The 24020-nt window shown below is 39.0% G+C and carries 22 protein-coding genes; 9 read left to right on the forward strand and 13 right to left on the reverse strand.

From position 1 onward, the window contains the following. Position 1 precedes the first annotated feature (1 nt). On the reverse strand, positions 2–1921 hold the full coding sequence (locus CNR22_24265) for a general secretion pathway protein GspD (protein PBQ34756.1): 1920 nt from the start codon (positions 1919–1921) through the stop codon (positions 2–4). Positions 1922–1939: 18 nt separating this feature from the next. After that, positions 1940–3379 (reverse strand): general secretion pathway protein GspE, encoded by a 1440-nt coding sequence (locus tag CNR22_24270; GenBank protein PBQ34757.1) that lies wholly within the window; start codon positions 3377–3379, stop codon positions 1940–1942. Between the two features lie 435 nt (positions 3380–3814). Between CNR22_24270 and CNR22_24275 the strand changes: the two genes are divergently transcribed. Further along, complete coding sequence (locus CNR22_24275) at positions 3815–4474, forward strand: hypothetical protein (GenBank protein ID PBQ34758.1); 660 nt, start codon at positions 3815–3817, stop codon at positions 4472–4474. A 48-nt stretch (positions 4475–4522) separates the two neighbouring features. Here the strand turns inward: CNR22_24275 and CNR22_24280 are convergent, their stop codons facing one another. Further along, positions 4523–4774 carry a hypothetical protein gene (locus tag CNR22_24280; GenBank protein ID PBQ34759.1) on the reverse strand — a complete coding sequence of 84 codons (252 nt, stop codon included), beginning with the start codon at positions 4772–4774 and terminating at the stop codon, positions 4523–4525. Between the two features lie 109 nt (positions 4775–4883). Here CNR22_24280 and CNR22_24285 point away from each other — a divergent pair, with 109 nt between their 5' ends. Continuing rightward, positions 4884–5450, forward strand: coding sequence for a hypothetical protein (locus CNR22_24285; protein ID PBQ34760.1), 567 nt, complete (start codon positions 4884–4886; stop codon positions 5448–5450). A 360-nt stretch (positions 5451–5810) separates the two neighbouring features. Here the strand turns inward: CNR22_24285 and CNR22_24290 are convergent, their stop codons facing one another. Continuing rightward, positions 5811–7199 (reverse strand): hypothetical protein, encoded by a 1389-nt coding sequence (locus CNR22_24290; protein ID PBQ34761.1) that lies wholly within the window; start codon positions 7197–7199, stop codon positions 5811–5813. A gap of 370 nt (positions 7200–7569) precedes the next feature. On the opposite strand from CNR22_24290, the gene CNR22_24295 reads away from it, so the two are divergent. After that, entirely contained in the window at positions 7570–10152 is a 2583-nt protein-coding gene (locus CNR22_24295) for a hypothetical protein (protein ID PBQ34762.1), read from the forward strand. On the opposite strand, the gene CNR22_24300 is transcribed toward CNR22_24295, so the two are convergent. Continuing rightward, positions 10149–11627 carry a hypothetical protein gene (locus tag CNR22_24300; protein ID PBQ34763.1) on the reverse strand — a complete coding sequence of 493 codons (1479 nt, stop codon included), beginning with the start codon at positions 11625–11627 and terminating at the stop codon, positions 10149–10151. The two genes, CNR22_24295 and CNR22_24300, sit on opposite strands and share 4 nt — an antisense overlap. A 148-nt stretch (positions 11628–11775) precedes the next feature. Between CNR22_24300 and CNR22_24305 the strand changes: the two genes are divergently transcribed. The 6 genes from CNR22_24305 to CNR22_24330 all read left to right on the forward strand — a co-directional run bounded on the left by CNR22_24305 (position 11776) and on the right by CNR22_24330 (position 16201). Further along, positions 11776–12852: a hypothetical protein gene (locus CNR22_24305; GenBank protein ID PBQ34764.1), complete on the forward strand. Its 1077-nt coding sequence runs from the start codon at positions 11776–11778 to the stop codon at positions 12850–12852. Between the two features lie 105 nt (positions 12853–12957). Then, the gene (locus tag CNR22_24310; protein PBQ34765.1) at positions 12958–13989 is read left to right on the forward strand and encodes a hypothetical protein; all 1032 of its coding nucleotides are present in this window, start codon (positions 12958–12960) and stop codon (positions 13987–13989) included. A gap of 217 nt (positions 13990–14206) precedes the next feature. Then, the gene (locus tag CNR22_24315) at positions 14207–14701 is read left to right on the forward strand and encodes a hypothetical protein (GenBank protein PBQ34766.1); all 495 of its coding nucleotides are present in this window, start codon (positions 14207–14209) and stop codon (positions 14699–14701) included. A gap of 267 nt (positions 14702–14968) precedes the next feature. Then, entirely contained in the window at positions 14969–15235 is a 267-nt protein-coding gene (locus CNR22_24320; GenBank protein PBQ34767.1) for a hypothetical protein, read from the forward strand. Positions 15236–15337: 102 nt separating this feature from the next. Continuing rightward, entirely contained in the window at positions 15338–15547 is a 210-nt protein-coding gene (locus CNR22_24325; protein PBQ34768.1) for a hypothetical protein, read from the forward strand. A gap of 195 nt (positions 15548–15742) precedes the next feature. Then, positions 15743–16201, forward strand: a complete 459-nt coding sequence (locus CNR22_24330; protein PBQ34769.1) for a hypothetical protein — start codon at positions 15743–15745, stop codon at positions 16199–16201. A gap of 400 nt (positions 16202–16601) precedes the next feature. Here CNR22_24330 and CNR22_24335 read toward each other — a convergent pair whose 3' ends face one another. The 8 genes from CNR22_24335 to CNR22_24370 form a co-directional block, all read right to left on the reverse strand. After that, positions 16602–16856: a hypothetical protein gene (locus CNR22_24335; protein PBQ34770.1), complete on the reverse strand. Its 255-nt coding sequence runs from the start codon at positions 16854–16856 to the stop codon at positions 16602–16604. A 203-nt stretch (positions 16857–17059) separates the two neighbouring features. After that, positions 17060–20257, reverse strand: a complete 3198-nt coding sequence (locus CNR22_24340) for a hypothetical protein (GenBank protein PBQ34771.1) — start codon at positions 20255–20257, stop codon at positions 17060–17062. Positions 20258–20541: 284 nt separating this feature from the next. Then, a complete protein-coding gene (locus tag CNR22_24345) occupies positions 20542–20811 on the reverse strand; it encodes a hypothetical protein (protein PBQ34772.1) in 270 nt (89 codons plus the stop codon). Positions 20812–20968: 157 nt separating this feature from the next. Beyond that, positions 20969–21340 (reverse strand): hypothetical protein, encoded by a 372-nt coding sequence (locus CNR22_24350; GenBank protein ID PBQ34773.1) that lies wholly within the window; start codon positions 21338–21340, stop codon positions 20969–20971. Continuing rightward, positions 21300–21893, reverse strand: a complete 594-nt coding sequence (locus CNR22_24355; GenBank protein ID PBQ34774.1) for a hypothetical protein — start codon at positions 21891–21893, stop codon at positions 21300–21302. The genes CNR22_24350 and CNR22_24355 overlap by 41 nt, the downstream gene beginning before the upstream one ends. Continuing rightward, positions 21890–22258, reverse strand: coding sequence for a hypothetical protein (locus CNR22_24360; GenBank protein PBQ34775.1), 369 nt, complete (start codon positions 22256–22258; stop codon positions 21890–21892). Before CNR22_24360 ends, CNR22_24355 begins: the two co-directional genes overlap by 4 nt. Before the next feature lie 34 nt (positions 22259–22292). Next, positions 22293–22853, reverse strand: a complete 561-nt coding sequence (locus tag CNR22_24365) for a hypothetical protein (protein ID PBQ34776.1) — start codon at positions 22851–22853, stop codon at positions 22293–22295. Continuing rightward, a partial coding sequence (locus tag CNR22_24370; GenBank protein ID PBQ34777.1) for a hypothetical protein occupies positions 22804–24020 on the reverse strand: 1217 nt, incomplete at its 5' end. The genes CNR22_24370 and CNR22_24365, both read right to left, overlap by 50 nt.

Raw genomic sequence — 24020 nt, forward strand, 5'->3', positions numbered from 1 at the left:
CTTAGTTATAAATTACAGTAGGTTTGATAAATATCGTGAGCTTGTTTTCAGATTTAGATTTTGTATGTGTACCGAAAATAGATCTTAAAACAGGGATACGCGCAAGGAACGGAATGCCGTTACCCGACCTGTTTGTTTGCGTTTCTTCAAGGCCTCCTAGCATAATCATTTCACCATTTCTAACTCGTACAAGCGATTGAAAGTCGCGGTTAATGGTGCCCGGCGGCGCGCTGGGATTAATTCGCTCTGTAAAGGTTGATTGTTTTACATTGATAACCATTGTAATTTGTTCGTCACCCGAAATTTGAGGATCTATAGCTACAGTAAGATCTGCGTTTACCTGTTTGTAATTTTGCGTAATTTGATTCTGAGGATTTTGGGTACCAATAACATTGTTAGTTACTTCCAGATAATAAGCAGTTTGTCCGATACTTAATTTAGCTTCATGTCCATTGAGCGTGGCAATCTGAGGCGTAGACCGGATCTTTAAAATACCATTGGATTCCATAGCCTTTAGATTCAGATAAAAATTTGGAGTGACCGCTCCGAGATTTATGATGCCCAAACCATTTATTCCGCTCAACAAATTATTGATCGAAGAAGAATTCAGCGACACATTGTAATCCGGGATTAGCGAGCCTGTAGTCCGGGCTGAGTTAGTTCCAATGCCAGCCGAAATACCCGCTGACAAAATATTACTTCTTCTCACATCTGCAATAATGATCTCGATATGCACCATGGGTACAACAAGGTCTACCTGCCTTAGAAAAGTTTCCAATTCCGCAATCCTTGGCTGGGATCCACTAACAATAATTCCATTCAGATCTTCAAACATTTTTAACTCTATGCCCTTTTTTAATTCTGCCGGAATGAAATCTACGATCTTATCAATGGTTCTATTTTTTAGCGTGATGAGTTTACTTTGACGCAACCCTTCTAAATTACGATCACCAAACAAATAAGTAGAGCCATCCTTTTTAAAAGTAAGATCCGTTCCGTTAAACAGCAATTTCAAAAACTCTTCATAGGGTGCCTCTTCTACTTTTAAGGTTGCGTTCCCCTTAAGGTCGCTAAACAAGAAAAAACTTTTTCCAAGCTGTTGAGAAACCGAATTGACGATTTCGTTAATGGGCATGGACTGAACATCCATAGTAATTAAACCGTCCACAATTTTTATTTTAGAGTTTTTAGCTGCATTTGAGGGATTCGGATTTTGTGTTAAACTTCCGAAAGGCCCGGCATTGGGATCAGGCTGATTTTGCGGCACTATCGTTACAAGCCTTTTTTCAAATACATAAAAATCGTCAGGAGTTTTACTCACTTTCATATCGTTGGCAAAGGCCAGTTTTTCAAGTGCTGAATTGAAGGGCGCAGCTTGCATATAACCGCTTAGTGTTTTGTTTGCAAGCTCAGGGGAAAAAATAATATTCTTTCCGCTTTGCTTAGTAATTTCACGCGCTACAGTTCCCAGCGTATCATTTGTTAAATCATAGCTTAGGAGATTGGCTGTTTTTTCGTAGCTAATGTTAAGTTTCCTGCTTACTATTTTCTTTTCTGGTAGGGGCTCTGGTGGAGGATTATATTTTACAAAGGTTATAATAGGACCGACAAATAAAACATCCAGATCATAGCGTTTACATAAAAAGATAAAAACTTCTTTGGCTGTGACTTTACTAAAACTGTTGGAAAGTTTTATATCCAAACCCGGATCAACATTGACATTAATATTGTTTGTGACACCAATGGTTTTGATGTATTCCTGGATAGTCGCTCCATTCATAGAAAGATCTACCTGCTCATTTACACCAGGATAATTTTTAGCCAGTTGATACAGCTTCTCATCAAGGATATCAAAACGGTCCTGTGCTCTGACAAAGGAACAAACAAGTAAAAAAATTCCAACTATATATCTAACCCGCATCGTAATTTATTTAATTTTTCAGGACTCACTCAGTAAAAAAGGATAAATCTCTTCCAGGCTCGTTTCTCCATCCTTGTAAAGTTTAAAAGCGTTTTCTGAAAGTTTATCAATCTTATTTATTTTAAGATAACTATCTATCTCAGTTGCACTCTGTTTTATATGTTCACCTAATTCTTTGGTAATATTGATTACTTCGTAAATAGCTTTTCTGCCTTTGTAGCCGGTGAAATAACACACCTGGCAACCCTGAGCAATGTGGTGTGTAGCGATTTCAAGATTTTTGTAATTCTCCGGCAATTCTTTTTTATTGAGAGGAACCGATTTTTTGCAATGCGGACAAAGTGTGCGAATAAGGCGCTGAGCCACAGACAAGTTCATCACACTCGCCAGTAAGTAGGGAGCAATGCCCATATCAACCAAACGAGAAATAGTTCCCCAGGCAGAATTTGTATGAATTGTTGATAGCACCAAATGCCCTGTGAGAGCTGCCCGGATAGCCATTTGTGCGGTTTGCGCGTCCCGTATTTCACCCAACATGATTACATCGGGATCTTGCCGCAAAAATGTGCGTAAAGCTTCGGTGTAGGATAATCCAATTTCTTCTTTTAGCTGCACCTGGTTAACGCCATCGAGGGTGTATTCAATGGGATCTTCAATAGTCAGGATATTGTTTGTAGGTTTATTGATGACTTTTAAAGTTGCATAGAGCGTGGTTGTTTTACCCGATCCAGTGGGGCCGCTGATTAAAATAATTCCGTTTGGTTTTTTAACAGCTATCTCATAGCGCTCTAATTCTTCTTTAGTGAAACCTAGCTTATCAATATGAATGTGGCTTGCGTCGCTTCCCAACAAACGCAGAACAATTTTTTCGCCATATAAAGTTGGGAGAATCGAAACACGAATATCCAAATTTGAATTATTAAATTTGAACCTTATCCTTCCATCCTGAGGCATACGTTTTTCAGCAATATCGCAGGATGCCGCAATTTTAATTTTATTAATCAGCGTTGGATATTCTATCTTATTGAGCTTGTGACGATCGATGAGTACACCATCTACACGAAAACGGATCCGGCATTTTTCACTGTAGGTCTCGATGTGAATATCAGAACTCCGAAGATCTTTTGCTTCTTTAACAAGGGTTTCCAGAAAATTTGAATCGTTGACATTGAGTCTATAAGTTTCTGATTGAGCAACACCCTGGGTACTGTTAGCCTTTGACCGTGGATAGTTACTCATTAAAACTTTATCCAATTCATCAGGATTTATGGGCTCCAGGACGATTTTCTTACCAAAAATAATTTCCAGTTCCGCTTGTAGATCCGATTTTTTTTTGGACTCGCTCACCAGTAAATTCAGAGAATCTTTTTCACTTTTAACAGGCACTATTCCATAGTACCAGGCCTGGTCAAGCGTGACCTGATTTTTGAGTTCTGCAGTGATTTGGGTGAGCAACATGGTTTAAAAATAGGCTAATATTTGCAGAGATGCAGGCAATCTGAATAGCTGAGAGAAGCCTGAACACGATGAATTGTAAGGGCTTTGTGATAATTCTGTATCGAAAAATCTATAAAATCTTAATAATCAGGCTGAAGGTAAAATTTAAAAATTTTTCAAGCCTGTAAAGACCCCATAATAACTATGTAAACACCCAGCAAAAATTTAGGTGAATACCTATCTCAGAAAGTTTAAGGTGTAATATCAAAACATAGGTGACGTTTTTTATTAGTCGTTACTGAACACAGTGTTAATTAACTTCAGCCAGTTACAAATCCAAAGTCTCATTTCAGAAAGTCGCCATAAATTTTGGCTGGTTAATCGCTACTTTTATTCTCCCCTTAAATGAGATCTATATTTATTTGAATTTTGTAATCCCAAATTAAAATATACACTATGACTCCTAAAAAAATAAAAGTCCTTATTGCTGAAAATCAGGAACTGCTGCGAAAAGGTTTAAGTAAGCTTTTAAAATCAGAGCAGGATATCGATGTTATTTATGAAGTGGGCAACGGAAGAGAATTAATTGAATTTTTAAAACACATTCAACCAAACATTGTTTTACTGGATAAAGATCTTTCTGTAATGAATGGCAGAGCTGTGCTTTCTGTTATTCAGCAACGTTTTCCCGAGATAAAAGTTATTTTGCTAAGCACCCAATCAAACGCAGAATTACAATCTGAATTTATGGGCTATGGCGCCAACAGCTTTATTTCAAAGGATGCGAATGTAGAAACGTTATTGAAGGCTATTCGTAAAGTACATTCTGAGGGATTTTTTTTTAACAGTTCTTTATCCAAAGCCCTGCTTTCCACAGTACTAAAAGAAAAACACAGAGCCACCTTATTGCAGGAAATAAGTTTTAACGAAAGAGAAAGAGAGATTATAAAAAAGATCTGTGACGGCTTAACCAATAAACAAATAGCTGTAGAACTACATCTTTCTGCAAGCACTATAGATTTTTACCGCACAAAAATTTATGGCAAAACAAATTGCAATAATGTGGCTACGCTTTTGCGTTACGCTTTAAAGAATGGATTGGTGGAACTGAATTAATTTGGCGACATAAACCAGATCAGAGAATCTCAGCCATTCAACCGTAAATTATTCTCTAACCACCTTCGTTGCTTTAAGGGTTTTGTTTTGCGTTCTCACAATGACAGTATAGATACCGTTTGGCAGATTTTTCAAATCGATTTTTGTTTCTGCCTCCGATAGCGTTTTACTCATAACTAGTTGTCCTATACTAGTGTAAATTTCTTCGAATTGATTTTCTGAAACCAAATTAACTTCAACAATGACGTTGCCATTTGTAGGGTTTGGATAAACAACAATCTCGTGCTGAAATCTTATTATCGAACTTAGACTAGTATACTCCTATACTTCCTGAACATAAATAAGAAAAGCTAAGCAGCCTTGCATACTTGTTCAACCAAGCGTGTAAATAGTTGTAACCGGGGGCGTAATGGTTAGGGATGCGGAATTTTCGCCCGTATTGCAGGTAAAAGTGAGAGCGCCGTTAGCTGCAAGCGTTGTGCTTTCTGAGGCGCACATAACACTTGAAGAAGAAGTTATTGTTAATGATGGCAGGGAATTAACGCTGACAAAAACAATGGCTGTTTTTGCACAGCCACTAGCATCTGTGCCTGTTACACCAAAAGTTGGCGAATTTACAGGAGTCAAAGGTACATTATTCAAAACATTTTCGGTCAAGACCAAAGCCTTCGCTCCCGAAGCATTTAAAACAACTTGTTCACCAAAGCACAATACCGTTGCCGAGGCTTTAACAGCAAGTTACGTCAAATCGTTTACCGTTATTGTTTTACTCATCTCATTTTTACAGCCATTGCTTCCCTTTACAGTTATCGAACATACTGAAGTTACCGTCGAATTAAATGCGATTGGATTTGCAGTAGACCCAGTATTCCATGTAAACGTTGGTGCAGAAGTACTGACTAATTGTGAAATAGTGCTTCCTGAACACACAGAATTGGGTCCGCTTAAAGTTAAAGCTGGCAAGCTAAGCACCTGAATATTTGCAACAGGTGAAATTAAAGAAGAGCATACCTGCTGACTAAAGCCTGTGACTGTATAATTTGAGTTTGAAGAAGGAGAAACAACTCCAGAACCCTCTGAACTGTAAGTATCAGCTCCCTGATGGCTTAGCGTAAAAGATTGTCCGAAACAGAGATATGCGCTATTGGTAACAGTAATCACTGGTCGGGAGTGGACAGTTACACTGCTCACTACAGACGAACTGCAATTACCATTGGCAGCAGAAATAGTGTAATCAGCCGAAGTTCCCTTACTTAAACTTTTTAACGATTGAACTCATTATGTAAGTAAATAAAAAAAGCTGCCTTAAAAGACAGCTTTTAATATAGAGGCAAATTTATTTTCCTGCAACAATCATTTTTTTAGAATCCATCACTTTGCCATCGGCAATAATGGAGTAGATATAAATTCCCGCTGCGAGTTTTTCAGAAGTTAATATAATTGATGCCGATCCTTTTTCAGTTAAAAAGAAACTTGTAACCTGCTTTCCGGTAAGATCATAAACAGCAAGATAGGCTTCCTTATTTTTAACTGGTAACACATAATTTATTTTTGTTTCGCTGTTAAAAGGGTTTGGTTCATTTTGTGACATTGAAAAAACGTTGTCGGCGTTAACTGCAGTTGTGATGCCCGTAGTAGCATTACCCTTTTTAAGTTCTTCAATTTGTGCCTGCTGCTCCTGGATAGCAGCTATAAGCACCGGGATCAAGCTTACGTATTGAACAGCCTTGTATTCAGGGATGTTTTTTTGTTCTTCTCCTGCTTTGCCCGGGAGGTTTATCGCAGCAATGTTTTTAACTAACTCCGGAAAAACTTGTTCAAGTTCCTGTGCTATAAGTCCCATCTGCTTACCTGCTGGTAGGTTCATATCTTTATATTCTGTCGTTTTAAAAGTGTAGCTACTTGGTTTTAATTGCAAAATTTTGTCAAGAGCATTTTCCAAAGGACGAATATTTTCTTTTAATTTTCTGTCGCTTGTAAAGTTATCTGTTCCCGTTCTTGAAACATCTCCAATGAAATATCCCGCCAAAGCAAATGCCCCTCCACTCACAGAAGCAATCACTCCATAGTTGTTGCTTAAGCTAGTGCCACTAGCTTGAAAGTAACCACCATGATTGTATTGTCCTCCAGAAGCAGATCCAAAAGCACCCATAGAAAAGCCCAGGCTACCTGAGCCTACTGCGTTACCATAAGTTCCATAAATAGTATTTGTTGTAGCTGCCGTAACCCCGCCATAGCATCCAATTTTAGCCGCACCAAAGGCGGAGGAAACATTGAGCTGAAAATTACCTGCCCTGTTTCCGTTATTATCTTCAACATCCAAGCGGGCAATTGTAGGAGTGGTTTTTCCTATGCCAACATTACGGGTAAGAGGATCGATAACAAAATCTGTGGTTCCGTTGGTAGTGTTTTTGATTGCAAACCCACCGGAAGGAGACATTGAATTGTCGTGTGAATTAATGCTCCAATTATATCCTCCAGTTGCGCTATTGTTTAAATGGATTAGGCTAGCGCCCGAAGCAGTTTGTGTAATCCTCAAACCATCATTTGCAAGATTGGTTTGAAGTTCGACAAGATTAGATAAAGGGGGCGAAGTCATGCCAAAACCAGTTCTTCCAGTTCTGAAAACATTGGTTGCTGGCACTGAACCCGGAGGATTGAAGGTTTGAGCATTAGCCAGAGTCGCAACGCATAGCATTGCCATAAGTGTTTTTGTTTTTTTCATAAATAAATAATATTAATGGGTTTCAGATTAAGAATTCTGCAATAGAACTCTTCATTGACAATTTTAAGGAATTAAAACGTTTTTTTTGCAGCTACCGGTAACCCTAAAGTACTGCACGAAATTTAAAAATTATTCAAAAAATTTAAAATCAATCCGTTAAGTGAAAGTCGTTTTGCAATTACTATGTTCTGACATAATAGACTCTATGTAAACTACTAGGTGTATATTAGGCTATTACGCCAATCCTATACCTTCACCTGCCAGCGCAATAAAATAATGTTTATACTAGCATTAAAAAAAATCGTTAGTGTGACTATAATTTTTACTTTTATAATTTCATATAAACCTTCTTTACCCATAACTCAATCTCATGAAAAAAAATTCACAAGCTTTGCTTATTTTAATTACGACATTTTTAGTAACGTTTACAGGTAACGCACAAATCAGTACCCTATTCAGCGATGATTTTTCATCAACTTCTTTTTCAAGTAACGGGTGGACATTTCCCAATGGGCAGGGAAATTGGACTATAGGTAACACTGATACACCCTCCGGAGGCAGCGCTCCCAATGCCTATTTTAACTGGGCGTCCGTTGCGCTGAATTATACATATGCACTACAAAGCGGGACGATATATGCTACGAGCATTAATGGACCAGTTACCCTTGATTATTTGCTTCTAGTAAATCCGAATAATGTTACATCAACAGAATATGTGGATGTAGAATATAAGGATGTGTCTTCCAGCACGTGGACATTACTTGCAACCTATACCAATTCAGCAAACAGCGCTGTGACTTACACAAGTACCAATATGATTTTGCCGGGGATGTCAGGACAAGCCTTCCAGATTCAGTTTAAAGTTTATGGGGCAAATTCTATAAATGTATTTAGATGGAGTTTAGATAATGTAATTGTTAAAGGTACGACCTGCCCCACGGCTATACCCACAGTAAGTATATCTGGCAGTCCTACTGTCTGCGCGAATTCCTCTACAACCTTAACAGCGATTGGTGGTGGCGCTACTTATTCATGGTTTCCCCCGGCAGGCAACGGTTCTATTGCTATAGTATCACCAACAAGCAATGTCACCTACTCTCTGGTTAGTTCTTACAATGGCTGTTTAAGTACGCCGGCCACGAGCACACACAGTCTAACTGTATTTACTAACACCACAGCTATCACAGCTACTACCAGTCAATCGGTAATTTGCGCCGGCGCAAGCGTATCTCTCAGTGCTTCCAGTTCAGCAACACTTGCGTGGAGCAACAGTGTAACGACCAATTCGCAAGTTGTAAGTCCTACAGTCACGACAAATTATTCCGTTAGCACTTCTAATACTTTAGGTTGTCTTGCTATTAAGGTTTTAACCATTCACGTAAATCCTCTCCCACCCGTTACGGCATTAGCCACTAACACACTTATATGTAGCGGAAACACTAATACTCTTACTGCGAGCGGCGCGCTATCTTACACATGGAGCACAGGCGCCACAACTTCCCTCACGAGTCTTGCCATTACTACCAGCACAACCTATACTGTAAGCGGCTCTGATCTTCAGAACTGCATTGCCTCTGCAGTGGTATCAGTGGGTGTTTTACCGCCAATAGTTATCGTCAGTTCAGGATCACTTATATGTCCAGGTACAACAGCTAATCTCATTTCTTCAGGTGCAAGTTCATATACATGGAGTACCGGATCTAACAGTCCATTTATTTCCGTTAGCCCTTCCGTCACCAATACTTATACAGTAGTGGGAACCCAAAGCATCGGTTGTACTACATCTGCCACTTATACCATTATCGTTAATCCTAATCCTACCGTAACCGCTATGGGATCTCAAACTGCGGTTTGTGCAGGTAAAACCGCGACATTAATAGCAGCAGGAGCATCCACTTATACGTGGAGTACACAACAAAGTGGACCAACAATAACTGTATCTCCCCTAAGTATGACTATATATTCGGTGGCAGGAACAAGCTCGGCAGCGTGCACTGGATCTAACAATACTGCGTCAGTAACTTTAATAGTAAACTCAAATCCAACTCTAGTAAGCAGCAGTTCCAGCAGCTCGATTTGTTTAGGACATACGCTATCACTGAATGCCAGCGGTGCTAACAGTTACACCTGGGAACCTGGAAATATTCTACAGCAGAGCGTCGTTGTGCAACCATCTGCAAACACGGTATTCACTGTAACGGGAACAAACTCCCTGCTTTGTGCCTCAAGCCAAACCATCGGTGTTATTGTTCATCCACTACCTGTACTGACCATCTCCAGCAATACAACTGATCTCTGTATCGGATCAAGCGCAACTATGATAGCCACGGGAGCAGCATCTTATAGTTGGAATACCGGCAGTTTAGTCAACATTATTTATGAGAGTCCTCAAACCACAACTACCTATTCCGTTAATGGTATGAGTGCGCAGGGTTGCGTTAATTCAAAAACAATAGAAATCACGGTTCACAATTATCCCCTAGTGGTTGTAAGTTCTGCGGATTCGATTATTTGTAGTGGTGAAAGTGTTTTGATTGAAGCTTCCGGTGCAGCAAACTATACCTGGAGTAATGGTGAAACTGGCACAGCAATAACCGTTAGTCCTTCAGCGACCAGTATTTATACGGTGACCGGAATAAGCAACGGCTGCGCTACTTCCGCCCAGGTTACACAACATATAGAAGAATGTACTTCTCTGGACAAACTGCAAGCAGCAAATTTTCTACCAACTATTTTCCCCAATCCAGGTACTGGAAAATTTATACTCTCTTTACCATACAATAACACTACTTGTGAAGTGGAAATTTTTGATCTTGGCGGACAATTGATTGTAAAAGGAAAGTTAACCAGAGATGAGGCTTCATTTGATATCAGCGGATATCCAGACGGGTTTTATTTGGTAAGGATCACTGCCGCGGAAAAAAAAGTACTCCTTAAAATAATCAAGATTTAGTTAATCAGTCTAACTTTACCAAACCTAAAAGTGTCTGGCTTATGTTGTGAATAAAAGATGACTTCGTTGTCACTCATCTGAACCCGCAGTTTGGGAATTACATATTGCTCCGAATTTTGAAACACAGGATTGTCGGTGATCCCACCTTTTGCAGAAACCACTTTTAACAGTGAATGCTTAGTATCATTATATAAAATATTAAGTTCATCCTTGTTTGATAAAACGAAATAAGAAGAATAATCAATTCCCGGTCCCACTATACGTGCCTGATGTTTTGGGATGAACTTTGACCAGGAGCTGGCGGAATTCTGAGCGATATTAATTATCATAATCTCTTCATTCATTTGAATGGCCGGCGCTCCCTTCGTCTGAGCCTGATCGACAAATCTACGCTCACTTAAAAAGATAACTCGTCCCTCGTCCATCAAATACATGTGGTCGAGGTAGTAAGCTGGATACTCCCCTCTCAAAAAAGGGCTTTCGGGCAGCGCATATTTATTATGCTCTATAACTTCCTTTTTTTTGGGGTCGACCTTGATATAAAACGCACCTTTCACCCAGTGCTCCATTCTTTTAGTACCCGTTTTGATCTTCTGTTTTTTTTCGCAGAATAATCCACCGCAAACTATATTACTATCCTGATCCGTTTCATATCTTAGATCGAATAGGTAGTTATCCTCTGAATTTATAGATACTTCACTTAGAACTTTTTCCTTCCATTTATAAAAAAAGAGTTTGTACACAGGCTTTTTTAATTTTTTGCCTTCTTCGATAAACTTCAATTCCACCATGAAATAAAAATCACCAGTGTTTATAATTTGCATTTCGGATACTTTGCATTGCCTGCCGATATAGGGTAATTCGAGCAGTTCGCTCCAAACCACGTTAATATTTTTATCAATGACGTGGCATTTAACCCGTATTTTCTGATCTTTTTTCCGTTTTTCAAAATAAGCCGTCATGAATTTTCGTGTATCAGGAGAACTCAGATGTATAAAATCATCCGTGTGCCTAAAATCTCTTATTTCACCAAGGATACGGTAGTTTTCGTCGACAGTAGAATCGTTTTTAAGCACATGCAAATAAGACCTGAGCAAATGAAATTTTCTGTCGTTACGATAACTAAGAAGAACAGGCCTGTTATCGATAGCTTTAATGTAATAAAGGTCTGTGCCCTGCCCTTTTACTTCAGGCATTTTAATTACCCTTCCATTATTTGAACCCAACCCGCCAAATGTTTTTTTGGTCATGTAAAAAGCAGAGGGAGCATAAATAGTCTTAAGCTGAGTAAAAAAACAGATGCTATCCGTTGCACAGGGAAGTCGAAGCATTGAGTATCCCCTAATAGTAACACCTTCAAAACTTTCACCCCATTCAAACTGGAGTTTTTGCGCCTTGATATGAGAAAGTACAGCTATGAATAATAGAACAAAATTTCTTCGCATTTTATTTTGGGTTTTATATATGATTTGCATAGGCAGACTCTAAATACAAATATATTACAAGAGTTCCTATTATCTCGATTTCTATGTGAATACCCAGCGAATTTTGTGCTGCCCATAAAGTAATTTGCATGGAGCAAAATTTCATAACAAAAACTGAAAGTTATTTAAATCCTACCCTATGCCAAAGAAAATTGAAACCTATGAACTATTACCGCTCTTCAGAAAATTTATAAACGAGCTAAAAAAAGGAAAACATCTCCAGAAAAACGGAAAAAGAATAAAGACAGGGAGTATCGACAATTATGTTTACCTGGAAAATCTTTTAAGAGAATTCAGTATCCAGAAAGGTTTTGCCATTCGTATGAAAAATGTAACGGGACTTACAAAAAAACAATTTGACGATGAAAAAAAATACTGGCAAAGCTTTTACCTTGCTTTTACAAACTACTTATACGACGAGCTGAAACATTATGACAATTATGTTGGCAGGATGATCAAACTTCTGAGAAGTTTTTTTAACTACCTGGTTAATGAAAAAGGCCTGTCGGTTGGATTTTTTCACCGCCGTTTTTATGCACCGGCTGAGGACGTAGATATAATCGTTTTGTCTGCGGAACGTTTGAACTACCTCATTTATTCAGAACCATTTGAATCGAGCTTAAGTCCTGATTTGAAAATAGTCAGAGATGTTTTCGTATTCGGATGTTCTGTGGCACTGCGTTTTTCAGATTTGATGGCTTTAAACAAAGCAAACCTTGAAATCATAAATGACAGAATGTACATTAAAATGCAATCTAAAAAGACACAAACCTACACGCGTGTGAAACTTCCGGACTTTTCAGTCAAAATAATAAATAACTATTCAACCTGCTGTAAAAACAAACTCCTGCCGGGCTTTACAAAAGCTTACTTAAATAAAAAAGTTAAGCTCCTGTCAGAACTGGCTGGATTTACGGAACCCATTATTCGCACAAGACAGCGGCGAGGAGTTCCACACATAATTTATAAGGATCCTGTTAAAAAAGTTTCGTTACGGTTTTGTGATGCAGTGACTACACACACCATGCGCCGAACTGCCATTACTACCATGATAAGCCTTGGGATGAATGAGCAGATGGTACGTCAAATAAGTGGTCATACTTCTAACAGCAAAGAGTTTTATCGGTACGTTGCTTTTGCACAAAATTACATGGATAGCGAGATAGACACGGTACATAAAAAACTGAATGAAAAAAAACTGGCTCCGGCGCAATAAAAATTGCTAAAAACACAATTTTTATGCAGAATTACGATTGGATCCTATCAGAGCTAAGCCACTACCAACAAGTCCGTGCAGTCATCAGGATACTATGCCTTCGGCATGGAAATGCCAGGCCGCAGATACCAGGCTGCTGGCAGCTACAGGTATGGATTTAATGGCAAAGAGAATGATAATGAAGTAAAGGGAAGTGGGAACCAACAAGATTATGGGATGAGGATCTACGATGCAAGGATAGGGAAGTTTTTGAGTGTTGACCCTCTTTGTACCTCCTATCCTGAATTAAGTTCATATCAATTTGCTAGTAATAGGCCTATCGATGGAATAGATGTGGATGGTTTAGAATGGGGTATGTACCCCTCCATGTGTAATATTGATTATAAAAGCGCCTTATATATAAGTCAGTTAACGGCTAAGGGAAAAAATAAGATGTCACAGGCCAAAATAGAAATGTTGGGAAATGCCATGAATAAAGGCCAATCTGCAGGAGTATTAGCAGGAGCCTGTTTATCAGGTGTAGCTGCATCAGCCATATGGGGATGGTCAACAGTTAGTGCAGAAGTTATGTTTGTTAGAAACATTTACGCGGCAGGAGGGATAAGTGGAGTTGTTGAAAGAATTTCCTATTTAACAATTAACTATGGAGACGAAGCTGTCGAAATCTTAGAAGGCATTTACTCAGATGTTCCAACAATGTTTCCGAAATTAAAAGGAGTACAAGGGGTGAATAAGGCAATTAAAGAAGCGGCTGAAGAATATCTTCGTTATGAGCAAAAGTTAGCTAAAGACGGAATAAAATATGCGGATGGAGTGCTGGCAAATTACGAGGCAAAACTCGCCGAAATACAAATTGCCAGTGCTGTCGATGATTTAGTAGAGGTAAATAGAAAATTCAAGTCTGTTACCTTTGTCAATTCAAAAGGAATGTCTGCGACAACCAAAGCCGAAATTGATCTAGTTGGCGAGACATTTTTCGGAGAAGTTAAAAACAAAAACTTAGCTGATAAAACATATCAAACATTTATCGGCGAAAAGGAATACAAAACCAAATGTTACGAATTAAACAGCTGGCTAAAAATGAAGGTAAAAGTGAAGTGCGATATTATTTCGCAAATGGAGTTAGTCAAGACATAGTGAATGGTCTAAACAAGGAGGGGATTAAATCTTATGATGCTAAGGGACTTCTTATCAAAGCTACAAATTAGGATTTTGATATTTTTTGAATATTAAATTATTTCACTATATTGGCATTGCGACTTTCTGATGTACATTTGTATGAAATTATCTGCATGAAAATAAAATATGTTAATTCAAATAAACCTTTCTTAAAATTGTAAATTGGTAGACAATAATGATGATTTCAGCATTAATAGTCGTGTTTAAAAACGAAATTAGTAGCTTAGAAAATTCAATTTCTTTGTTAAGTTCCTTGACGGAGTCATCTTTTGAAGGTTTGTTTTACCCAAAATTTCAATTCGACTTTTTTAATTATGCCAACGAAAATTATGCGGATAATATTTTAGAGATAAAGGAATTGGATGGCGAAGATTATTATTTGCCTATTAGTATTGAAAAATTTGATAAAATAATTTGCGTGGTATTAACCATTGATGATAAGGATTTTCAGACGAAACTTTTTAGTGAAGATTGGATACAATACATTATAAAATTCTTCTCGGAAAAATTTCCTGAAATTGAGATCTATTACTCTATAGATGGTGATTTTGATTTTAAAACCCGTGAAGAGAATGTGAGTCAACGAAAAATAACAACTCACTATCTCACAAATGGTCCTTTTTCCGTTTCCGAATATCCAGCTTTGTTGAAATTATATCCGTCAGATTAATAAATAATCTTTTGTGAATCGTAAATATAAATTATGTCCTTGTGGGGAATCTCTTAGCAGAACGGCAAGTCCTTATTTTTTTATAAATCTAGCTACTGAAAACCACAACCTCAGCTAATAAGCTAAAAGAAACTCTGAATGAGTTTAAAAAATTTGCAAAAGATAAGGGTGCTAAAACTTTTGAATTTAAAGGTACAAGAGGGGAAGGAAACTTAAGGGAAAAAAAATAGGAAGTCTAAAATTTATGACGTTGACGAAAATTAAAGTATGGTAGAAAAAATTAAAGGCTATTTACAGGAAGCTATCGCAAAATATAAAGATGGTATTTCAATAGACCTCATTATACGAGACCTCAGATCTAAAAAAGTACCACCAAATTACTGTGGAATAATCGTAGCAGGGGTTCTCGAAATAGATCGTAACGAAGCGCAGAAACTCGTTTACTGCTCTGAATCTTATAGAGAATATAAACATGCCTCAAAGAAACACTTAGGTAATTTTTTCGATGCCTTAGATACACTTGAAAATACATAATCATATCTTTTTGAATGCGAAATTGAAGTATTCTTTCTAAAATGAAACGATTGGGTAATAATCGACAATCTATGCAAGTCATTTTTCATTCAAAAGACGTCAATGAGTAACAGAATAGGTTATTTTTCGGCGTATAAAGATATGATTTCATTTTTAGATAAATACTATGAAAAAACCAAATTAGATGATCTTGGCGGAGTGTTAGGAAGTATGGACTATGAAATTTTTTCTGGTGGAGAACCGATAGACACCGCTTTGAAACCTCTTTGGATTGATATAATAAAGAAGAAGATATACTTAGGGAAGATGTAGATATAGAAGAAGGATTGACGCATGTATATAATTTTATATTTGAGATCCAAAAAAAGTTTAATATCAACATACAAAAATTACTATTTGACATTGACAAGGCTATTAAAGACGACGATGAAAGTAAAAATTTAAAATCAGCGTGGATCGATAGTTTTCTTGAATTTTCCCAGCATGTCAATGTTTCGATAAAGTTCAATGATAGTACCCGGTAGCCAATTAGGAGATATTAGAATCGGTAATCATTTAAGTGATTATCCGAACGCTGTATTTATTAAGGATCTTTCACTTAATCAGAAACAATATAAATTAAATGAACTATTTTTCAGGATTGATGGGGACAGTGTTGTAGTCCTTATAAGTTTAGATGTAGCTAGCGATGAAAGTTACTCGGAGATAATTAAGATAGGATCTACCTTTGAAGAAGTTATTCGTCAATTTACTTTGTATTACGACGACGTAGATTTAATCTTTCACGTTGAAAATATTAAAGGATTATATTTTACTTTTAACCACCTTCCAATATCAGAACTTTCAATGAAAAATGTAATAACTATGATATGCGTATACAATGAAGAGATGGATAAAAACAATGATCAACTTGGATTAGAAAGGATATCGTTACAAAACTTTACTAAATTTTTTGTTCACAATTGACAACTCTTCACTACTATCAGAAATAATGCGAGAGGTAATTAATCTTTTCGATTATTTTCGAATACTCTATTCAAGATATATGAAGTAATACGATCAAAATTAAAAGCGTATTTAATAAAACCGTAAGCTCATGTACTTTTTTATTTATTCGACGAAAAAGATTTAGTTAAATATGGTGAAGATCTCTTAAGTTGAAGTGGAAATAATATTGAAGAGTTCAAAGATACAAGTGGATTTATACACAGAATAGATTATAAGATACAAGAATTTGGTGTAGTAAATCCAGATGGGGTAATTCAAGACGTTTTTAAAGATACGCCTTTTGTGAATTCCCAATAAACAAAAAAAAGAGCCGTAAAGTATCGGCTCTTTGAGAAACTTATTTCTATAACAATTCAAATTAATTGATATTACTTTTTCGAAGTGCGGAAAATTTAGCAAAGCTCCGTGTTAAGTCCTCAATTTCTATGCTGGCCCAATTTTCATTTTTACATTTTGCGAGTATATTTTCTGCCAACGTACCTATCTCATAAACCAAACTTTCCTTATCGAGCTTAAAAGAATATATCTCCTCTTTATGGCGTTTTATCAATGTAATTTCCACCTCCTTTTGACTATTTACTAAGTACAATCTAAATGAATATGGACCATCCATAAAACTAAAATCAAATTCTGAATGTTGAGATTCAAGAATACCAACAACATTATCCAGCCACCATTTTGTAATAGTAACAATGAAATCATTCCAATTTTCTTCCGGAAAGCAGATATCACCTTTTTAATGTAAATTATGCCAGTAACCTTGTCATTTTTTTTGTTTAGAGAGTCAATTTCAGTAATTATATTCATACTCGTTTTTTAGTATTGTGGATAGGCTGTTTCAATTTCTTTGGTAGTTTTGTTGAACCACATTTCTATCTCCATCCCTGTTTTAGTAGTTCCTTGAATTAAATATTTTTCACCTTGCTTTTTAACTATAGTGTGTATATTGTTGTATGCTTGAAAGATAGCGGTTTTAACTTGGTTTTCATTCATCATCGTAGGAAAAATATCTTTTTTTGAATTCTCGGCAATTCTCGACCCACCTGTCATATGCCCCGATGATACCTCTTTCATATCAATTTTTACTTTCTTCCATGACGGAAAAATAAATTTTTGCGATTTAGCCAAGCCTTTTGCGGCTGCACCCAGAGAGCCAATTACTGGTTTGGTTAAAATTTTCGCTCCAATAAAAAATATTCTTTCAACTGGGATAAAAAAGGTCTCAGGATACCAGTCTTCTAATCGTCCAGTTGCCTTAAAAACTGTTTTTGGCATTGCGAGGCTTGCGATTTCGGCTCCACTTGCACCGCTGTAGTCTCCACTCATGCTACTAATATCACATGAAGGACAACCTGCGGGACCCCAAACTGCGTTGTCACTAGAAAAAACTATATGTTGATTGATATTTGTGGATACGAGGAAATTATTATCCACATTACCAAAGATAAAATTTGTGTATTCGGTTTTACCTTCTATATACACGTGGCCCATTTGTTTTTCAGCATTGCTTGCAAATCTTAATGTAAGATCATCTTTTTTTAGGGTAGCGTTAGCAACTGTTCCCTCGCGTGCTTTCCCATTCTCGTCATATCCATCCCATGTATAATCCTGTATATTTCCACCCTCATCTTTAACAGGTTTCCATTCCCCACCATCTAAATCAATTCCGTCAATGGGTCTGTTCATAGCAAAAGGAAATGGTGACCAAGAAGGATACCCGGCAGTGAGAGGATCGACACTCAAAAACCTTGCAATTCTTGTGTCATAAATTCTCAATCCATAATCCTGCTGAATGCCCGAACCCTTCACTTCATTATCATTCTCTTTGCCATTAAATCCGTACCTATAGCTGCCTGCAGCCTGGTATCTGCGGCCTGGCATTTCCATGCCGAAGGCATAGTAATCGGTATAATTTAATACTTCAGGTAAAACCTCATCGCGGTTATCTACATTTACAGCATCAGTCCCAACATTTGATAATAGTTTAGCATCTGAAATTACCACACGAACATTTCCAAGATGATCTTTAAGCTCATAATCCTTCGCACCCACCGTCCGTTTAAATTCTTTAAGTTCCTGGGCAGGATCATCAAAAATCTTGTAGACCTGGGTAGGGAGAGAAGAATTAAGCCTGTAGGAGGTGTCGAGAGCAGCGACAGTGGCATTCCATGCGCTTCCCGTGTAGGCATGCACTTGGTCGAGGTGTTCACCCATTTGTGGGATATAAAAATTACCGTCGATGCCGCGTTTGATCTCGCCAAATAAATAACTTACCAGTGGCGAGCCTACATTTAAATTGATGGAGGCAAGGTCTGGTGTACTCAGAGGCGTATATTTCCATACATTACGATCATATTTAGTGAGTCCGTTGCCTTCTTTGTAAACACCTCTTTGAGCATATAGTATGTCCGTACTATTTTTCATGAAGTCGTACATGCCGTTGCCGTTGTTTCCTGCCTCACTTATTGGTTTTACGCCTATAGTGCCCGTTATTCCGGTGCGGAGATTATCAAAAGTCATTGTATAAAGTGAGGCTTTTCGGTAATCAAAGCCTGAGACGTATTCGTCGTACTGCCACCAGCCGATTTTAGCACCATCTGGAGAAATCTGAAGCTGGCCCTTGTCTGTATTTCCACAGCCATTAATAGTTTTCATGACGTAAGGAGCAGGCGTTACTGTAGAGGAACCGAAGTCGTAAGCCATAATATCTGTAGCTCCTTTATTAGCATCGAGCGGGTCGATAGAATAACGGCTGTTGTAAACGATGCTATGACCGGTTATGTGATCCTCTACCGCCGTGAAATGATAACCATGCTGCACACCAGTTGTTGCCGTCGTGAGCGCATTGTTTGCGGATTGCACTTCGCCCATATTGCCGATTGGCCCGTAGCCAATACTATTCATTTCCACCACATGATAAACAGGAAGTTTAGCAGCATTTAAAGTAACAACCGCGTATTTAGTAGATCCTGGAATTCTTACAATTACCGGCTTGCTATTTGGGTCTACAGAACCTATAAGGTCTGTATTTTTCATAAGCTTACCGGCGTTGTCAAATACCAGACAGACATCGTTAGCCCCCAGGTATTTCTTAGCCACTACCACAAAAAACTGCAGATTACGATTAAGATCCTCTGCTACTGCTACTCCGTTGTTAGCTATGCCCAGTAGTTCTACAGCATTTTGAACATTCTGATAATTTTGAGAATTGCCACTGTTGGACATTGAAATTACCTTGCACTGGCACAAATTGTCGGTTGTGGCACCATTAGGTAACAAGCTCGTTTTACTGGTGGTAGTGATCCAGTTTTGGTATTCTGAAATAGCCATGGCACCGTTAGAGGCGATAGCAAGCGCCGACAGCGTGGTGGCTGAAGCCAGTGTAACAGGCTTGTCGTTCTGCCCTAACCTGTCGCTACCGTAGATCGGTTGCTCTGTGAGGTCTATTTTATACAGCGGTGTAGGCGTTGCAACCGCATCATAGTAACGCCTATATGTTGCCATGGTATTTCCAGCTGCGTCCCTCACATAATATGTGGCCGTTAGCTCCGTAGTTTCTTCAGAACCGTTATGACTGAGCTCATCATCTTTCCAATACTCTTTAGAAGTACGGTTACCTGCGGCATCATATTTAAAAGTAATGCGTTCTTTTAAATCAAATGAACCATCCTTCACGGTTTTTAAAATCTCTTTAATTTTTCCATAAACCGTCCAGCTTATAGTCGTTGTAAAATCATGCAATGCAGGAGGTGTATTGGTAGCAGTGGATAAGAGCTCTTTGCCCTTCTCCTGAACGAGGTTACCAATCTCATCATAAGTGTAATCATGAGTAGCCTGAAAATCGCTAAGGCCGGCCGTGGTTTTGGAAGAACCATCTGTGATGCTCACTAATTTATTATTTGTTTTTTTTACCAGAAGTAAGTGCGTATGAGTATTGAAGTTGATCCATTTTTGTGGACGACACACTTTCATCATCGTATCTATCGAGAGACATAATATTACCATTCGCGTCATAAGTATAATTTGTCTGGTAAGTTTTGGCGGAAGCGATATTTGCCCAACCTGAACCCGATTCTTTTACTGATGTACTTTGTTTAATGCGGTTGAGAAGATCATATTGGTAAAGGTCTGCCCTGGCAGCTAGAGTTCCTGTAGCGGTGCTGTTCAGCTGACTCTGGATCCAGCCACTGATATTTCCATTATAAAGATTTGGCGCGGACAACGCTGTAAATGTGCTAAGGCTGTAGTGAGCAGTGTTCATTAAAAAATTGCTGGACGCCAAAGTCGTATAATCTCCATCAAAATACTTCAGAACCATTCCAAAACCGGTCGGCGGCTACGCGGTCTAGCGGCGATCCACTCGAACCGTTGTCGCGTCCAGGATCATCGGTTTTTGAAAGACTCGGTGAGTTGAGAGACTTCAGCCAACCCTGAACGGTGTAGATATAATCTAAGCCCTGTACAAGGTCCTCGCCAAGTACATTTCTTTTTAAAGGACCATGGGCGTAGTACTCATAATGCGCATCTCTATCCCACAGTTGTCCATCGCGTGAAGTTTCTGCATTCACGAGGCGATTTTCGGCATCGTAGGTATAGCGATGGAAGAAGCGATCGACCCTTTTCTCGTTATACTTTCACCTGCAGAACTTTGCCACTCACCAAATCATATTCATAAGCAATGTTATTTTTAGCCATCCCTCCCGGGTTGGTCCTGAACTATCCATTCTACATTGCCGTGGGAATCGTAGCTGTAGAAGTATAGTATTCATCACCCAAGGCTGAACTTTCATCAATAAAACTGTAACTAACCCTGTTCTGAACAAAGCGCTGAGGCTTGCCATAATAAGTAACGGATGAAATATCCGAATAAACTGTTCTGGTAACTTGCCTGTTGCCTGTTGCAGGAGATACAGTAGAATTAGCGGCTGTTGTATTTGCACTTGCACTTAGATTTGTAAAATTGAGTGAACCCACGTTTGTAGTATTCTCCCCTACCTCGCAAATTCTGCCAAGTGCATCGTATTTTGTATAAGAGTAAGCTGATGTGGTTTTTTGTTTATCGTTTTTGCGAGAAACGCAGGCGATTGTTAGCGTCATAAATAAAGTTTGTGAGACCACCGTCAGGAGTTGTCTGACTTATTAACTGTCCAAGAGAATTGTATTCGTAAGTCGTTACTATACGATGTGGTGTCAGACCGGTTGGCCAGGTTGGTGTAGATGTATTTGACCTTGCCGTTTTTATTGAAGCAATATTTGCCAAACTCGTATATTCAACGCCTTCCGGCGGAACTGTTTTGGTCAATCGACCGGCCCTATCGTAATAATATAATGTATGGTGATGATCTGTAATTTCGTACTCTGCAATCAGCGCATCTCTAAAACCACTTAGATCACTGCAATCGTCTCTCAAATACTCCTTCAATGCAGTCTGTTTGGTTGCTTTACATTCGCCGGCCTGAGAAGCCAGGTCCGCTGCTGCTTCAATCATATTTTCATGAAGAATAGGATCGACCTCCTCCTCGGGTGGAGCGGGCGCTGGGATTTCGCGGATACCCCAGGCATAATCGAAAGTTAAAGTAAAATTATCAGCGGCATTGAATGTAAGCGTTCCCATATCGAAATTGTAAATACATCCGTTGGCATCTATCACCTGCAAATCATACTCCCCATCACTAAAACCAAAATTATCAGCAGTTTGCCCGCTATTGCCATCATAGGAGGTAATAAGCTTTTGAACGTAGTAGTAACCGTTTCAAGGGTTGTGAAATAGTGATCAGAATTTGTACTAACCGCTGTGGCTGAGCTCAGCGCTGCCAAACCCACACTATTAACCAAAGGTTTAAACGGCGTTGACAAGGTTGCCCAATAAGGATACATCACAGTATTAATAGAATTGTCAAGATTATCAGCAAGACTAATTGGCGTAGCAGTAGGCACGACTATAGTATGCGTTTCCGCTTCCGTGGTACTAATGAAGTTGCCCAGTGAATCGTAAGCAAAACGCCACTCTACCACATGCGACTTTTGCTCACGCTTAAACCAGGTAAAATTATAAGGCGCTTTTCCGCCTGTTACGCATGCATTGATTTCGCAAGCTGTAATGTTCGCGGCATTGCTTGTACCCTGTGCGTAGGGGCCACTGCAACTCGTAAAGGGTAACGATAGAAGAAGGATCGACAACAATAGCAGGTGTAGGTCCGCTAGCTGAGCAACCCGACTGGTCATTTACAGTTGCAGTAATAGTGCTTTGACCGGTAATACCTACAAGGCTAAGTACATTTGAAGTTGTAGGGTCCAAAGAACCGTTCATGTACCATTTATAGCTGTAGCTACCATCGCCACCTGATGGCAGGACCATAACATAACCAGGACCGTGGCAATTGGGTTCGCTCGTTTGAAACGACAAACTTATATTATCCAGTTTTTTAACCGTAAAACTCATACTGGTAGCGCAACTGTTTGCGGTAACTGTAACAGAGTAGTTGCCGGTTGAAACGGCGAATGTATTTGTTGTACCAGGTCCGGTTATAGCGGATGTGGTAAGATCTTTAAGCGTATAATTAAAAGTGCCGGAAACAGAGGAAGGAGCAAATTGCGCATGAATCGTCACCGCACTTGTTGCTCCACCGCCACAAGTTGAGACACCTCCTGATTTTGAAAGTGAGATAGCAGGTTGTAGAATGCCAAAATTTGAAGTTGTTGTACAGGTTCCATAGTATATATTTTACAACATAATTCCCCTGAACCAAACTGGTAACTTGCAAGCCTGAAGTTGAAGTAAGCGCTGTACCGGGATAACTGGCGGAGGCGTACCAGTTGACAGAACCACCAGCAATGGACGGTGTTAAGGTAGCAGACCCGCTGGCCCCCATACCGCAGGAGGAAGCATGTGTTACTGCGACGTTTAGCGTCGGCTCAATTTTAGAAATATTTATAAGAAGGGAAGAGCGACACGATTCATTTAGGCCGTTGGCAATGGATACGTAATTTGCACCCTGGCCTAAGCCTGAGATAGGATATGCGAGCGTGGTAGTAGCCAGACTATTTGGAGTAACGGTCACCCCATTAATAACAAAACCCTGCACCTGAAGACTCGAAGAAATGATGATGTTGGCGGTTCCTCCTGCAACCGACGTACAGGTAATATTCGCAATATCAGTAACGGTGCCCGTTGGCTGCGCTAATAGCGTCATGGTTTTTGTTCCGGTTAAACTCAAAGAACAGGCTGCACTGGTTACTGTTACATTGTAAACACCACCTGAGGTGGCGGTGATCGAAGCAAGGCTCGAAGTAAAGCCGGCCGGCCCCGCCCAAACGTATGTAAAGGGCGCTGCACTTGACTGTGCCGACACAACCGCATTCAGATATCCGAGACTACCAGGACAAATAAACTGAGAAGGAGTAGTGACCTGCAAAGAGGCATTATTATTAATAACAATTGCCTGAGAATAAGATAAAGAACAAGACCCGTTAAATAAAGTAACAGTTAAAGGATAAACTGTAAAAGCTGGACTGGTCGGATAAGTATGCGCCTTATGGGCTGAAGTAATACCCGTGCTATTTGAACTTACAGGGCTGGTTCCATCGCCATAATTGATAGTATACGAAGTAAAAGTATTAGTTAGCGCAGTTAATCCCAGGGTAACTGAATTATTACAAGAGAGAGCTGACGTAGTGAATGTTGGATCAGGTTGCGCATAAACCGTCACATTTTTCTGCGCTGTTGAAGAACAAGTGACACCTGCAGAAAAAGTATTGGTTATAGTTAAAGTGATAA

This window comes from Sphingobacteriaceae bacterium, from assembly GCA_002319075.1.
In the GTDB taxonomy this organism is placed as follows: Bacteria; Bacteroidota; Bacteroidia; order B-17B0; family Aurantibacillaceae; genus Aurantibacillus.